Origin of the sequence: Nonomuraea lactucae (assembly GCF_003313395.1) — a bacterium.
Taxonomy (GTDB): Bacteria; Actinomycetota; Actinomycetes; order Streptosporangiales; family Streptosporangiaceae; genus Nonomuraea; species Nonomuraea lactucae.
Window position 1 is genome coordinate 1 of the sequence record NZ_QNFZ01001066.1, and the last position, 13,587, is coordinate 13,587.

Genomic DNA, 13,587 nt, shown 5'->3' on the forward strand with positions numbered 1-13,587 from the left:
TCGGATCTGTGGTGGAAGACCCCTGTGGCACCTGGGGCCTAGTCCGGCCTGCTCGGAATTCGGCCGCTGGCCAGGCAATACGCGGTCTCACCGGGCGTCACGGGGACGAGCCGACTCCGGTCTACTCGGGCCTGATTCGAGGTGGACTGCATCACCTCCGGCATCACGGGCTGTATCACGGTAGCCCGCTGCAACACGGTTCCTAGCCACCGCGAGCAGCCGTTTAAACGACCTTGCATGCTGTAACGCGCGTCACAGTCGATTTGCAGCTTTATGCAACTGCATCGAACACACTATCGAATGTTTTCCTGTGCTGACTCGCTGATCAGGAATAACGCATGCCGCCTGACCTGTTAATCTCGCCCTGATACGTTAATTTGCAAGACGGTTGTGCAAGACGGTGGACAGGGTGGTCCGGCGCAGCTAATTTGATCCGCATGAGCCGCGCAGCGTTACCCTTCCCCACGCTAGGAGTTTGATCATGGCCCCCAGAGGTCCAAGTATTGACCGTGACCGGCTGCTGGAGCTATTGAGGGACGGTCGATCCTACAGCCAGATAGCAGAGGAGCTGGGAGCGTCCTATAGCGGGGTTGCTCATGCCGTGAAGCGCATGGGGCTGAGCCGTACGCAGCTAGACCACAGTGACGCCATCCCTTGGACAGTCAAGGAAGAACACAAGCGGGCCGCCCCCCTTCAGTACATGCGTGAGCTGTCGCAGATGGCGAAGGGGAAGATGATCAGCGCCCATCGCCAGGCAACCGCCATCCGTTGGGCGCGCGCGCTAGTTGAGGAAGGTTGGGACGTCTCCTATGATCCTAACGAGCCTCCAAGCGACTTCTGCCCGCAAGGCGGCTTCCACCTCATTCCCGCGACCGAGAGGGTGAGTCGCGTTGCCGGGCTGCTGCAAGCAGCATCACAGAAGGTCTCCCAATAGGTCGCTCGCTTAGCTGCCTATTGCGATAGCCAGGGGCATCCCTGGCTATCGTCGTTTTAGCGGCATGTGGACCGTATGTAGACGCTGATAACGTTTTGACGAACCAGAGCTATTTAGGCTATCCATGTCCCTTCCCTGCATGTTTCGGGAGGGGGCACCTACGGCATGGACCTTGAGCGTCACCGTGGAATCTTGGAAGCGATCCTTTGCCGCGCCAAAGACGAAGAGGACGTCGTAAAGCGCCTAAGCAACTACATGGCGCTACTGCACTACTGCTATGAGGAAGCCGAGGAGGTTAGGGGATACTTCACGCTCGTCTTGGAGGAGAAAGGGCTAGATACGCTCCAAATCGCGTCGCTCGTCAACAAGTCGGGCAAGCGGTACGCTAGCACGCGCCTAACGGCGAAGGCGGAGAAGCGCCTAGCGGAGGTGCAGGCCCGTATTGCACGCGGCGACCCCCCAGACTCCTACGCTTACGACCTGTTCACCGACCTTGAGGCTCGCAAGAGCCAGGAAGCTACCAACCCCCTCCTAACGCCGATCCAAGTCCGCCAAGCCAAGCGCACCAGGCGCATGATGAGCGCTGCCCGGTCCCTCTTCAAAGCCGCCAAAGTCGTCGGCCTGGCCCTGCTACCAGCCGTCTTCATCCAAAAGTTTTCGGCCGCCGGTTCAGCGGGAGCCGGGGCAACAGGGGGGGTGACGGCAGGCAGCGCCACAGCCGCAGCCGTGACGACCGGAGGGGTAGTCGCCGCCCCGGCCGGAGCCGGGCTAGCAACCGTAATTCCTATCGCAGCCGGAGCGGCACACTCGGCAGCGCCGATCGTTGGCCCCGTTGCGGGGAAAGTCGCTGCCGGTTGGGTCGCCACCGGCCTGTTTGTAGGGGCATCGGGCGTTGTCGCCTACGAAGCCACGGCCGGTAGGCCGGTAGTGCCAACCGTGGCCCAAACGGTCACCGCGACAGGCGAGCCGCCCAGCGGCGACCCTTCCCGGTTGGCTCAACTAGCCGAAAGCCCGACTCCTACAGCCGTAGCAACGCCGCCTAGCGCCAACGCCGATACACCAACACCGCAGCCTAGAGAGTCTCGGCAGCCGCACCGTTCGACGCCGAGCCCCTCTGCGCCGACAGTCAGCCCCACGCACATTTCCCCGAAGCCGTCGCCCACGGTCGTGCACACCAGCAGCACGCCCACACCCACGCCCACCCCGACAAGCGACTCAACGCCTCCTGGGCAGGTCCCGGAGATCACCCCTACCTCTATGCCCATCAGCCCGCTACCATCGCCCACAGCCTCGCCAGAGCCCACAGCGGCGCCGATCGCAACCCCGTTGCCGGGAACGTCTCAGCCCCCGCCGGCAGTGCCTTCCGGCGTCCCAGAACCGTCACTTACGGTGACGGAGCCCACGGCGGCACCGGTGCGGCCCATGCCTTCGCCGGAAGGCGGAGCGACCGCGGGACACTCGGGCCTGCTGGGCTGGATCGCCGACCTCATCGGCTAAGCGGATCAAGATCAATTGCAGGGGTGCAACAGAAAGCGGCTCGCGCCGTCTTCCCTGGCACTGCGTCACTCCGCTTAGATCGTTCGGGCAAGTTGTTAAGAGTCCCTTGAGGGGGAGCGTTGAAGCTGTACGGACCGGCAAACCCGTTCGCGATCCTCGACATCGCGCGCAGCCAGCACGCCGGGGGCGTGAGCCGGGCCGATATCACCTATCCGGACGGGGTCATGGTCGAGATCCGCTACCGACTGCCGGTAGAGCCCGCCTACCTCCTGGCGAACGCCGACCTGATGCCCATCAACAGCCGCATGATCAACACCGCCACGGAGGAGGAGGCAGACGGAACGTACTGCTACTTCACCTTCTGGTGTCCGGCCAGGGGCCGGGACGATCCCCTGGCCTGCCCCGATACCCCTGCCGGGGTAGGTTCGGAATTCGATTTGTACAAGACGGTAGCTGTCGGCTAGGCTGTGCTCAGCACGGCCGGGGAACACTCCTCTGAGCCTGGTGACGCGGGGGCAGGGGGACTTAGTACCCGGCCCGTGCTCGGCACGACTTGAGAACTCAACAGTGGAAACGCGCAACGACATCACCCCTTACGAAGGGTGGAACGCATGCCCGAGCATCGTTCCGTGTCACAGCTCACCAGCTATGCGAGTTGCGGGGAGTCCTACCGGCTATCAAAGGTCGCGCGGGCACCACAAACCCCCGCAGCATGGTTCGCGCAAGGTGTAGCCGTACACGCAGCGATCGAACGATGGGAACGCACCTACCGCGAGCACAGCCCCGAAACCGCAATAGCGTGGTTCGAGGAAGCTTTCGACCGCGAAGCGGCCAAGATGCTTGAGGTAGAGCCAGACATCAACAACTGGCTATGCCCCGGCCGGACCAAACCAGACGTGGACCTCGCCAACCGAATAGACCGGGGGAGAGTCCAAGTGTCCGGCTACATCGAGCAAGCCCTAGCGTCCAAGCTCCAGGTGTTAGAGCTGCTGCCGGGCGAACCGGCAGCCGAAGTTCCCTTCACAATCGACTTGGACGGGATCACTGTGATCGGGTACATAGACCTGATCATGGTGGACCCGTGGGGCCGCCCCCTGGTGCGAGACATCAAGACCGGCTCCAAACGACCCGTCAGCCCCATGCAGCTAGCCGTATACCGGCATGCTGTGTTCGACCTCACGGGCGATGCGGTCGAGTGGGGCGACTACTACATGGCGAAGGACAACAAGGCCCTAGACCCGATCCCCCTTAGCCCCTACACGCGCGACATGGTGACCACATGGTTTAAGCAGATGGACGCCAGTGAGAAGGCAGGCAACTACCTGCCCAATCCTGGAGACCACTGCAACACCTGTCCCGTCCGCCGGTTCTGCTCTGTCATGGGCATGGACCGGCTTTCCTTTCGCCCATAATATGCAAGACGGTAGTGATCATCTAGTAAGGAGAGCCACTTGGCAGAGGACTACCCGCACGCCCTTGACGTCGAAATCTGGGACGGCCAGGGCCGCAAGGTTGGTCTCTATCACCTCCGGGCACCGAGCGCGGCCGACTTCATCGCCGAGGCGAACGAGGTTGACGGGCAGTTCGCCGAAGCCGTCGCCAGTGTGACCCACACCGTAAGGTCCGCGTTCCTGCTCAAGGCCGAGCTGGGCGCGACGTACGTCTCTCAGAGCAACGGCGCTCCAGCACGGGGAGCCGCCCCCCGGCAGGCTCCCCAGCGCCCACAGAACCGGCCCCAGAGCCGCCAGACGGTACCGGCCTATGACGACGCGCCGGACTGGTCGGACAGCCCGCCCGGCGACGACGAGGGAGTGTTCTGCGACCACGGCGAGATGAAGTATGTGCCCGCCGGAGTCGGGCGCAACAACAAGCCGTATAAGGCGTTCTACGCCTGCCCGCTGGACCGCAACGACCCCAACCGGTGCCGGACCCGTCCGGCCTAACTGAAAGGGCGCCCCGCTGTATACGCTCGCCCGAGCGCGGGTTAAGGCGGGGGAGACGGGCTTGCCGATCTCTAGCCCGTTTAAACGGTTAGAAGCCGAAGGAGTCCAGTTCAGGCGCGGCCAACTCGCGTTGGTCGCGGCTGGGCCGGGCGTCGGCAAGTCGGTGTTTGCCCTCACCCTGGCAGCCGCATCACGAGTCCCGACGCTGTACCTGTCAGCCGACAGCGACGCAGCTATCCAGTACGAGCGGGCCGCCGCCATGCTCACCGGCAGTACCCGCGACGAGATCGCCGAACTAGTCGAGAGCGGGGATACCCGCTATCTCGACTCCAAGCTCAGCGCCTTGCGGAAGCTGCGTTGGTGCTTTGAATCGTCCCCAACGTTGGACGACATCGAGAACCATGTGAAGTGCTGGGCGGCCGTCTACGGGGCGTACCCGGAACTCGTTGTCGTGGACAACGTCTCCGACGTCACCCCAGACAGCGAAGAGGGCGGAACACTCGCTCTCGAATCCATCATGGCGTACTTGGCGGATCTAGCCCGCGCCACCGGCGCGGCCGTCATCGCCCTGCATCACCTCACCGCGGATTACGACGACGGCACCGAGCCGCCGCCGCTGAGCGCCCTCAAGGGCAAGATCTCGAAGAAGCCGAGCCTGGTCCTGAACCTGTTCCGGCCCGCTGACGGAAAGCTCGGCGTCGTCATCGCCAAGAACCGCACCGGCCGCCCCGACGTCGGCCAGCAGTACCGCGTGATTTTGAACGCGGACCTTTCTCGCATGTCCATCACTGACTAACGGAGATACCTCATGCTGTCCCCTTCGCTCCCCGTCAAGGCTGTCCTGATCGAGCACGTCGGCCGCGTGGACGTCAAGCCGGGGACCTTCGTCCCCATTGACGACATCGTGGTCACCTTCACTCACGGCTACAGCAGTGAGGAGTTCGTTCTCCTCGCGAGCCGCATCGTGGGCCTGGTGGTCGAGCCGGAGGCGGAGCAGCCCGCCGAGCAGCAGAAGGCCGCCTAGCGGTGAGCATCTACGTTCCGGCAGACAAGCTGCCCGAGATCACGTTCATCGCCACAAGGGACGGCGACGGCCTGCACTTCGTGGAAGGCAGCCTCACCTACGACGAGTCGCGGCGGGCCTATCACGGGCTCGTGGACGGCACCTGGACCCCCGCCAACGGCTACCGCGAGATCGAGCCGCGCGAGACGTGGGTTCCGACTCACGCAGTCACTCGGCTGATGGGGAAGTACTAACCTGTCGAGCCCCAGCAAGGCCAAAGGCACTCGCTGGGAACGGGAAGTCGCCGACTACCTAGCCCAAGCCATCCCAGGCGTGGACAGGATCGGCTCACGTGACTTCGGGGCCGGGGATCTTGCGGTGCCCTGGCCCATCCCCCACGAGTGCAAGGCCGAACGCAAAATCACGCTCAGCGAGTACGCGAAGCAGCTCAAGGCCATCAAGACTCGTTTAAACGCTCCCGCCGGCGTCGTGGTCGTGAAGGCCCCCCGCAAGCCCGTAAGCGAAGCGTACGTCGTGATGACCCTCGAAGAGTGGCGGCGCATCCTGCCCATCGTGGGCGACCACCTTCTTAACGAACTGCTGAACGATGAGCGCCAATGACCCGATAGAGGCAATCGGCGCAACGATCGGCTTCGTTGCCCTCATCTTCGCCCTGGCCTTGCTCGGCGAATGGCAAGAGCGCCGCGCAAGCCGAAAGGTGAAGCGATGCGGGAAACACCGCCGCAAGGCATAACCGAAGTCCTCACGCACTACGGAGCCGAGTACGTACCCGAGGGGTATCGGTGGGCTCCAATGCGATGCCCCTTCCACGAAGACCGCTCCGCTTCCGCAAGCGTATCCACGGAACGCGGAGCGTTTAAATGCCACGCCTGCGAAGCCAAGGGCGACCCGATCGCCCTTATTCGCTGGAAGGAGACATGCGATTACCCTAGTGCCCTCGAAATCCTCACTGGAATTCTTGGAGACAGCCACCCGGCGGTATCAGCGCGCAATGCGCGGAAGCGCCGCAGAAGAGTATTTGATGAGCCGGGGCCTAGCCCCGGACAGCATTCGATCTTTTCAACTCGGGTACGTCGCAGATTCGATGCCGGGTCATGAGCCCTATGCGGGCCGCCTGGCAATCCCGTACCTGTCTCCCGATCGGGTCACGCTCCAGATCCGCTTCCGCCGAATAGGAGACGGCGACGGAGCTAAATACCTGTCCGTGCCGGGGGATACGCCCCGGCCTTTCAACACCAGAGCGCTAGAACTGGACAGCCCGATCATGTGCGTGTGCGAAGGCGAGATCGACGCCATCACCGCCACGCAGGCCGGTCTACCAGCCATAGCGATCCCCGGCGTGTCCGCCTGGCGCAAAGAGTGGGCGCTAGCCCTCCACCAGTACGACCACGTTTTCGTGCTCGCGGACAACGACGACAAGGGCCAAGGAAAGAAGCTCGGCGAAACCATCGCTAAGCACTCGGACAACGTCCGGATAGTGCCAATGCCCGAAGGGTATGACGTCAACTCGTTTGTTCAAGAGCACGGCGCTGAGCCCCTACTAGCAAAGGTTGGAATCAATGACGAGTGAAGAACTCGCGAACGCCATCAAAACGTCCGTAGACGCTGTCCAGAGCCGAATTCTCGGTGTCGGTAAGGACCAGTACGACTATGGCGATACGCAGACGTTCGAGAAGATGACCATTTCGGAACTGATCGACTGGGCGCTTGAAGAGGCTAACGACCAGATCGCTTACGCGGTCATGCTCCGCATCCGGCTTACCCGCCTCAAGCGGGAACTCAAGAAGGCGTTCACCGTATGATCCTCCACGAATTCCTGCCGCGCGGGCAAAAGGTTCTCATCAACCTCACCAGGAACGCCATGGTGGCCCACGCCATGGAACTGGTGCCGCTAGAGGACCTGCCCGCCGAATACATGCCACTGCTCAACGAAGCCAAGCAGGCTTACCAGAACGGGCAAGACATCGTGTTCAACGCTCTCGTAATGGCCATCCTGTTCCAGCTCGGCATGGACGTGGAGGCAGGCGATTAGGAGACTCCTCATCTACCCCGACGCCCAAATCCCCTACCACAACCCCCGCCAGGTCAAAGCGCTTCACGGCTACATCCACGCGACCAAGCCGGACGACGTCCTGATCATTGGGGATTACATGGACTTCCCCACGCCTAGCCGCTGGTCAAAGGGGACAGCCGAAGAGTTCCGCGGCGACGTCTTCCGAGATGTCGAGACCGGCAAGCGCCTGCTCGGGGACCTCCGGCGCGGCTACGACGGGCCAATCCAGTTCATCGCCGGGAACCACGACACGCGCCCGGCCGAATACCTGGCCAAGTACAGCCCAGCCCTAGCCACGAGCAACGCTTTCGACATCGACGTCTTGTTGGACTTCAACAGCCACGGCGTCGAGCTGGTGGGCGCATTCCACCCCATCGCCCCCGGCTGGATCGCCACGCACGGCCACAAGGGGTTCAGCCTGTCCGCCATCCCCGGCCGGACTGCACTCAACGCGGCAAAGACCATCGGCCGGAGCGTCGTCATGGGGCATGTTCACAAGCTGGCCATGTGCCCCGACACAACCGGCTACCAGGGACGCACAAGCACCCTGTGGGGCGTCGAAGTGGGACACGTCATGGACACCCGGCCGGGCAAGGCCCCGGCCTATCTGCCGCGCGGGGCCGCCAACTGGCAGTCGGGGTTTGCGGTCCTGCACATCGACGGCCGCCGAGTAAGGCCCGAGCTGTACCCCATGCAGCCAGACGGAACGTTCATCGCTGACGGAAAGGTTTGGAACTAAGCGGTGCTGACCGCTGAAGTGATCGACACGGCATCGCGGGTCGGGAAGTACGTGGCCCGCGACTGGCCGATGATCGACGCAGACGACATCACACAGGAAGTGTTGACCGGCGCGTGCAAGCGGCCGGAGCGATACAACGCCATGGACGAAGCCGCGTTGTTCGCGGTGCTCCGGGCCGACGCTCACGCCTACTGCATGAGAGAGCGGGCCGACTACACCACCAGGACAGCCCGCTACCTCTACACCCCAGCCGAAGTCCGGTCACTGCTGGCCGTGCTGTACGAGACGAGCGAACAGGACTGGTCAAAGCCCCCGGCAAAGGACTCCTACGCCGTGGTGCTCGAAACCGGCTCCATCGTCGTGTCGGTGTGGGACCTCAAGGAATGCCTAACGCAGCTCCCCGCCAACTACCGGGCGATCATCGCCCGCAAGCACGAAGCTGCCGGGCTGACCAAGGAAAAGCGCGAAGCGCTCAAGGTGGCCGGTTGGGAGCCACTCACGGCCGCCGAGCGCAAGACGTACCAGCGGGCCGTAGACCGGCTCACGGAGCGGCTGAACAAGCGGATCAACCGGCCGCGAGGCGTCCACGAGAACGCGCCTGGAGCCCGCCGGGCCATGACGAACGCGCACGCCTACGCGGTGACCCACGACGACAGAGAGGGAGGGCGTTGACGTACAAGCTGCCCCATGAGACCTACCGGGTTTACCCCGTTGCCTGCAACCACCGAAACGTGTACGACTCGCGAGAGTCCGCGCGTAGGGCCGTGGGCTACCGCAAGGGCACATGGGAGCGAGACCGCATCCGAGTCTTCCGGGCCGCCACGGCTTGGGAAGACGTCACCCACGAGTTCGTGACAGCGGGCTGATGGACCAGCCGCCCACCCCGAAGGAACTCATGCTCGGCTGCCTGGCCGTGATGCTGGCAAGCGGGATCTTCTGGCTGCTGGTCATCGGTGCCATCCGGGCACTGTACGAGCTGGCCATCATCATCTCAGCGGCTTGACCTGCGACAACTGTTCGGGCCGCACGTGCCGGCGGGGCCGTTTAAACGAAGCCGCGGAGCCCGCCCGGCTGGAATCTCGCACTCAACAGCCGAACCCTTTCGGATGACTATTGCGCTACCGACTTGCATGTCGATAATGTGCAAGTCGGTAGCAAGTGGGTGGCGGGACATCCCGCCACCTGTTTCGTCTCTCTACCAGAAAGGCGCTCAAACGCAGCATGAGGGGTTTCATCGGCGTCGTCGCCGACGAAGTAGACGTCAAGCTTGACCGGGACGGAGACGGCGCGCGCGTGTTGGTGTTCCGGTTCACCTGCCACAACGGGCCTAGCTACTCGTCCACGAGCGTCAACGCCGCCAGGCTGCCGCAGCTCCCCGAGCTGATGCACAAGCTGGAAGTCATCGAGGCGGGCAGTTGAGGAAGGCCAGCCGGAGCATCCCCCTCGGGGTTGTCGGCGCGGTGTCCGCGCTCGTCATGTCCGGCTGCGCCAGTGCCGACGACGTGACGGCCGACTGTGTCATGGCCGCGCCGGACGGGAGCGGCGCGTACCAGATCGTTGACGATCGCTACTGCGACGGCGGGTCGCACGCCTCCTACTTCTGGTACTACGGCGGCACGGCCAGTAACGGCCACGTGCGCGGGGGAACCACCGTCAGGCCCCAAAACGTCAACATCACGAGCCGTTCCGGCAAGTACATCACTCGGGGCGGATTCGGGTTCTCCAAGGGTGGAGGCGGAGGGGGGTGAGGGGCATCGTCACGGGCTCCCGCAACTGGGACAAGCCTGGAACGGTGTGGCTGGCGCTGCAAGCTGCCTACTGGGAAGCTCGGCGGCTCAGGGAGCGATTAGACGTCGCTCGCGGAGACTGCCCCGCAGGGGCCGACGCTCACGCCGGGTTGTGGGTCGCGGCAGCACAGCGGGCCGGGTTGGACGTCGCCGAGCGCGTCTACCGGGCTGACTGGTCGATAGGGCCAGCAGGCGGCCCGATCCGCAACGAAGCGATGGTGAAGGACGGGGCAAGCAAGGTGTTGGCCTTCCATAAGGACAACAGCCGGGGCACCGCGAGCACGATCCGGTTTGCCAGCCGGGCGGGCATCCACGTTGACATCTATACGTAGATCACTACCGCCGATGCTTCGAGTAAAGGCGCTGGTCGGCGCCCAAAACGTCGGAGCAAGACACTAGCGTGATCTATCTGCATTACTTGGCCCGACAGCGACGATAACTGCACAAAGGACACGCCCTTGAACCCCGTCAACGTTGACGAGCTTGCAGCCGAGAAGTCCGAAGTGATCTACGAGTCCGCCACGGCCGGACTCTTCAAGGTCCATTACGGGTGCGGCTGCACTGGGTACCGGGTTCACCTTGACGGACACCCCAAGCCGAGTGAACTGGCCAAGGTGTTCGGCATGATCCCCGACACGCACCACCTGGACGACACCGACGTCATCACAGGCAGCGTGATGCAACATTTCGAGCACGACGGGCAGGACTGCCCCAACCAGGCCCGCGCGGCCTGAGCACTCCTGGCAGGGGACGCGGGCAGCAGGGTTCCCTTGCTAGGCTGAGACTTCCATCGCGTTCCCTTTCTGGGTTGGCTCACTATTGAGCCCGGTTTTTGCTGACACCAAAACCATCACGCGATGGGGGAAGCCCCCGGCTCCGGCCGGGGGCTTTCTGCTTTCGGGGGTGGATCGGTGGCGCGTTTCCGCTGGCTGAGGCAGGGTGGCCCTGTGGCCGGCGGGCCTGTTTAAACGGGCGCCCGCGGTCCGCGCGGACATGGAGGCGAGAGTGCAGACCAGGAAGCCGCTAGAGCTCCGGCAAGGCGACGTCATCCGGCTCAGCCCTCTACGGTTGGATGAGCCCGCCGACGTCCTCACCGGCCACGTGAGCCACGTCCAGGAAGTGTCCGTGGCAGGCCCTGCAGCGCTCGTGACGGTCGAAGAACTGATGTGGCCGATCCTTATCCCCTCGGAGACGGACGTCATCCTCTGGAATGGTGAGTTCGTTTAAACAATCCTGTGCTTCATTGCCGCGCCAGAGGCACAATGGTTGCAACACCCCGAGTGGGCGTTCGGTCGCATCGAGACTGTGACTGCCGTCGGGAGCCTTCGCGTCCCTACTTATGGATTAGTGGTTCTAGACGAACGGATCGAAGCAGCGGTACAGCGCCGTCCCCCGTCACGGCGCGTCGCCACTGGAAGACGGGACCCCTACGAGTCGGAAAGGGCGAGGTGACCTATGACGTCTCGCGCGTCGCAGGTTCGCTAGGTCTAGATCATGTGGGCCGAGCTGGGAGCGCTGCTCTCGGTTGCAGGCCCATGGGGCATAGTCCTCTTCCTGCTGTTCTCCACGATTACCGTCTTGGGATCGCTTGCCCTACTGGGCAAGATCCGTGATCGCGGGTTCCGCAAGATAGAGATCAGTGTCCTCAAGGTGATCACGATCCGAGCGACAGCAGATCCAAACGAAGACAGTGACGTACCGGCTAGCGGCAGGCGGGAGGTGAAGCCGCCGCCAGCGCAGCCGAAGGAGGTCACGTCCGCCGACAGCGCGAAGCGTAGGCGGCGAAGGATAGCCAAATAGACTCGTGGTCGCAGATGAAGCCCCCGCTCAACGGAGCGGGGGCTTCGTGTTTTTCGAGGCTAGTAGCTGGGCTTAGGGCGGCTGCTTAGAGCTTCTAATGCCATTCGTGAAAGGGTTTCGGCTAGCAGTTGTGCAAGACGGTAGTGATCCGCTAAGGTTAATCCCGTCAGCAAAAACCAGCCCTTCTAGCCGAAAGGGAACAGCGATGAACGACCTCTCTAAGACCCGCGAAGCCTGGCTTCACAAGGCTGCCACTATCTTCCGCCCTCGCTTCGAGGAGATCGGTATGCCCCTCCCCGAACAGCTTCACCTGTCGGTCGGATTCGGCCCTGACGGGCACGGCGGCGAGAACGCCGTGATCCGGGGCGTGTGCATCTCCAAGGCCGGTAGCGAGGACGGCGTCAACCACGTCTACATCTCGCCGGAGCTGGGAGACACGGCCGTGGTCCTGTCGGTGCTCCTGCACGAGCTGGTCCACGCGGCCGACGACTGTCAGAGCGGGCACCGTGGGGCCTTCGCCGAAGGCGCTACGCGGCTCGGACTCATGTCCCCGATGACCACGGCAACGCCCAGTATCGAGCTGGCGGCCGAGCTCGTGACCATCGCGGAAACGCTGGGCGACTACCCGCACGGCAAGGTCCTTATCAGCCGGGACCGCCGCCGGAAGCTCGTTGACCCATCCGGCCAGGCCATGCCGCCACAGTCGGAGGGACCGCTTTCCAGCGGGCCTAAGAAGCAGTCCGCCCGGCTCCTCAAGGCCGCATGCAACCAAGTTGATTGCGCGGCGAACGGCTACACGGTTCGGGTTACCGCTAAGTGGCTGGCGCTCGGCGCTCCGATGTGCCCGATGGGACACCCGATGGAGACTGAACCGGTCGCCTAACACGCAACGCGCCCCCCGTACAGGGGGGCGCTATCCCTTAATTACCTGTACGATCCCGTCAAGCCCCAGGAAGGACCCATCCGCCATGCCTATCCGAATCGTTGAGCTGTTCTTGTGTGACTACTGCGCCAAGGAGGACAAAGAGACCGAAGCGCCCCACAAGATCGAAATCAACGGTAAGCGTGCCCTTGCCTGCGACACGCATGCTAAGCCGATCCTGAAGGCCCTAGAGACGTTCGAGGCGGTTGCCGAGCGCATCCCTACCGAGACGGCTCGTCCGGCCCGTAGCGGCCGTACTAGGGCCGCGCGTGGTGGCTCCGGCGCTGCCCCGCAAGGCGACGCACCCACGACCAACGAAGTACGCCAGTGGGCGCAAGCCAACAACATCCCCGTGTCGGCTAAGGCGCGCGTCGCTTCCGACGTCTGGGAGAAGTTCTACGAAGCGTTCCCTGACCGCCGACCGGCGTCCTAACGGCCAAGCCCCCGGACAATTCGGGGGCTTTCCGTTGTCCAATGTGTGCAAGACGGTAGTGGTCGTGTAGCGTTTAGACCGTCAGCAAGACCGCAGCGGACAAGCCGGTTGAAAACCCAAAGGGGGAAAGCATGGAATCGTGCATCGAGTGCTGCAAGCCGCACACCGAGTTGGTGACCTGGCCAAGCCTGCGAGGCAAGGTTTGCCTGGTATGCGAACCGAAGCTCTACGCTGCCGACCTTGAGCCGGAACCGGAATGCATCCGGTCCTACGGTGGGGGCGACTGTCGTGGCCGAGTCACCTACAGGGCCAGCTACGCGCGAACCGGGCTCCAGATCGCCGAGTGCTCGAAGCACCAGGACGAGGCGGCAGAGCGAGACGAGCGGTTGCGCCGGGACTACCCGGACAGCTCCACGCCTCAGGCGCGGTTCGCCCCGAGCTATGCGGGCGAATCG

General features: G+C 63.5%; 22 protein-coding genes. All 22 read left to right on the plus strand.

Annotated features, from left to right (window positions below; all coding sequences use genetic code 11):
* The first annotated feature begins 2,550 nt into the window (after positions 1 to 2,550).
* Positions 2,551 to 2,895, plus strand: coding sequence for a hypothetical protein (locus DQW85_RS42900; protein WP_113705476.1), 345 nt, complete (start codon positions 2,551 to 2,553; stop codon positions 2,893 to 2,895).
* A 147-nt stretch (positions 2,896 to 3,042) separates the two neighbouring features.
* Entirely contained in the window at positions 3,043 to 3,843 is an 801-nt protein-coding gene (locus DQW85_RS42905) for a RecB family exonuclease (protein WP_113705477.1), read from the plus strand.
* A 39-nt stretch (positions 3,844 to 3,882) separates the two neighbouring features.
* Positions 3,883 to 4,374, plus strand: a complete 492-nt coding sequence (locus tag DQW85_RS42910; protein ID WP_113705478.1) for a hypothetical protein — start codon at positions 3,883 to 3,885, stop codon at positions 4,372 to 4,374.
* Between the two features lie 61 nt (positions 4,375 to 4,435).
* Positions 4,436 to 5,170, plus strand: coding sequence for a DnaB-like helicase C-terminal domain-containing protein (locus DQW85_RS42915; protein ID WP_162795854.1), 735 nt, complete (start codon positions 4,436 to 4,438; stop codon positions 5,168 to 5,170).
* 12 nt (positions 5,171 to 5,182) lie between these two features.
* Entirely contained in the window at positions 5,183 to 5,398 is a 216-nt protein-coding gene (locus tag DQW85_RS42920) for a hypothetical protein (RefSeq protein ID WP_113705480.1), read from the plus strand.
* 2 nt (positions 5,399 to 5,400) lie between these two features.
* Complete coding sequence (locus DQW85_RS42925) at positions 5,401 to 5,631, plus strand: hypothetical protein (RefSeq protein WP_113705481.1); 231 nt, start codon at positions 5,401 to 5,403, stop codon at positions 5,629 to 5,631.
* A gap of 79 nt (positions 5,632 to 5,710) precedes the next feature.
* Complete coding sequence (locus DQW85_RS42930) at positions 5,711 to 5,998, plus strand: hypothetical protein (RefSeq protein WP_113705482.1); 288 nt, start codon at positions 5,711 to 5,713, stop codon at positions 5,996 to 5,998.
* A 192-nt stretch (positions 5,999 to 6,190) separates the two neighbouring features.
* Complete coding sequence (locus tag DQW85_RS48475) at positions 6,191 to 6,496, plus strand: CHC2 zinc finger domain-containing protein (protein WP_420819225.1); 306 nt, start codon at positions 6,191 to 6,193, stop codon at positions 6,494 to 6,496.
* The gene (locus DQW85_RS42940) at positions 6,390 to 6,968 is read left to right on the plus strand and encodes a toprim domain-containing protein (RefSeq protein ID WP_113705484.1); all 579 of its coding nucleotides are present in this window, start codon (positions 6,390 to 6,392) and stop codon (positions 6,966 to 6,968) included. The genes DQW85_RS48475 and DQW85_RS42940 overlap by 107 nt, the downstream gene beginning before the upstream one ends.
* On the plus strand, positions 6,958 to 7,200 hold the full coding sequence (locus tag DQW85_RS42945) for a hypothetical protein (protein ID WP_113705485.1): 243 nt from the start codon (positions 6,958 to 6,960) through the stop codon (positions 7,198 to 7,200). The genes DQW85_RS42940 and DQW85_RS42945 overlap by 11 nt, the downstream gene beginning before the upstream one ends.
* Positions 7,197 to 7,430, plus strand: coding sequence for a hypothetical protein (locus tag DQW85_RS42950; RefSeq protein WP_113705486.1), 234 nt, complete (start codon positions 7,197 to 7,199; stop codon positions 7,428 to 7,430). The genes DQW85_RS42945 and DQW85_RS42950 overlap by 4 nt, the downstream gene beginning before the upstream one ends.
* A 28-nt stretch (positions 7,431 to 7,458) precedes the next feature.
* On the plus strand, positions 7,459 to 8,190 hold the full coding sequence (locus tag DQW85_RS42955) for a metallophosphoesterase (protein WP_338043460.1): 732 nt from the start codon (positions 7,459 to 7,461) through the stop codon (positions 8,188 to 8,190).
* Positions 8,191 to 8,193: 3 nt separating this feature from the next.
* Positions 8,194 to 8,862, plus strand: coding sequence for a hypothetical protein (locus tag DQW85_RS42960; RefSeq protein ID WP_113705488.1), 669 nt, complete (start codon positions 8,194 to 8,196; stop codon positions 8,860 to 8,862).
* A 193-nt stretch (positions 8,863 to 9,055) separates the two neighbouring features.
* Positions 9,056 to 9,193, plus strand: a complete 138-nt coding sequence (locus DQW85_RS45370) for a hypothetical protein (RefSeq protein ID WP_162795856.1) — start codon at positions 9,056 to 9,058, stop codon at positions 9,191 to 9,193.
* A 218-nt stretch (positions 9,194 to 9,411) separates the two neighbouring features.
* The gene (locus DQW85_RS42965; protein ID WP_113705489.1) at positions 9,412 to 9,609 is read left to right on the plus strand and encodes a hypothetical protein; all 198 of its coding nucleotides are present in this window, start codon (positions 9,412 to 9,414) and stop codon (positions 9,607 to 9,609) included.
* Complete coding sequence (locus tag DQW85_RS42970) at positions 9,606 to 9,938, plus strand: hypothetical protein (protein ID WP_162795857.1); 333 nt, start codon at positions 9,606 to 9,608, stop codon at positions 9,936 to 9,938. Before DQW85_RS42965 ends, DQW85_RS42970 begins: the two co-directional genes overlap by 4 nt.
* A 179-nt stretch (positions 9,939 to 10,117) precedes the next feature.
* Positions 10,118 to 10,309 carry a hypothetical protein gene (locus DQW85_RS45375; protein WP_162795858.1) on the plus strand — a complete coding sequence of 64 codons (192 nt, stop codon included), beginning with the start codon at positions 10,118 to 10,120 and terminating at the stop codon, positions 10,307 to 10,309.
* Between the two features lie 126 nt (positions 10,310 to 10,435).
* Complete coding sequence (locus tag DQW85_RS42980; protein WP_113705492.1) at positions 10,436 to 10,711, plus strand: hypothetical protein; 276 nt, start codon at positions 10,436 to 10,438, stop codon at positions 10,709 to 10,711.
* Between the two features lie 271 nt (positions 10,712 to 10,982).
* Positions 10,983 to 11,204, plus strand: a complete 222-nt coding sequence (locus DQW85_RS42985) for a hypothetical protein (protein WP_162795859.1) — start codon at positions 10,983 to 10,985, stop codon at positions 11,202 to 11,204.
* 267 nt (positions 11,205 to 11,471) lie between these two features.
* Positions 11,472 to 11,777 carry a hypothetical protein gene (locus DQW85_RS45380; RefSeq protein ID WP_162795860.1) on the plus strand — a complete coding sequence of 102 codons (306 nt, stop codon included), beginning with the start codon at positions 11,472 to 11,474 and terminating at the stop codon, positions 11,775 to 11,777.
* 205 nt (positions 11,778 to 11,982) lie between these two features.
* Positions 11,983 to 12,660, plus strand: coding sequence for a hypothetical protein (locus DQW85_RS42990; protein WP_113705494.1), 678 nt, complete (start codon positions 11,983 to 11,985; stop codon positions 12,658 to 12,660).
* 85 nt (positions 12,661 to 12,745) lie between these two features.
* Entirely contained in the window at positions 12,746 to 13,132 is a 387-nt protein-coding gene (locus DQW85_RS42995) for an Lsr2 family DNA-binding protein (RefSeq protein WP_113705495.1), read from the plus strand.
* The last annotated feature ends 455 nt before the right edge of the window (positions 13,133 to 13,587 follow it).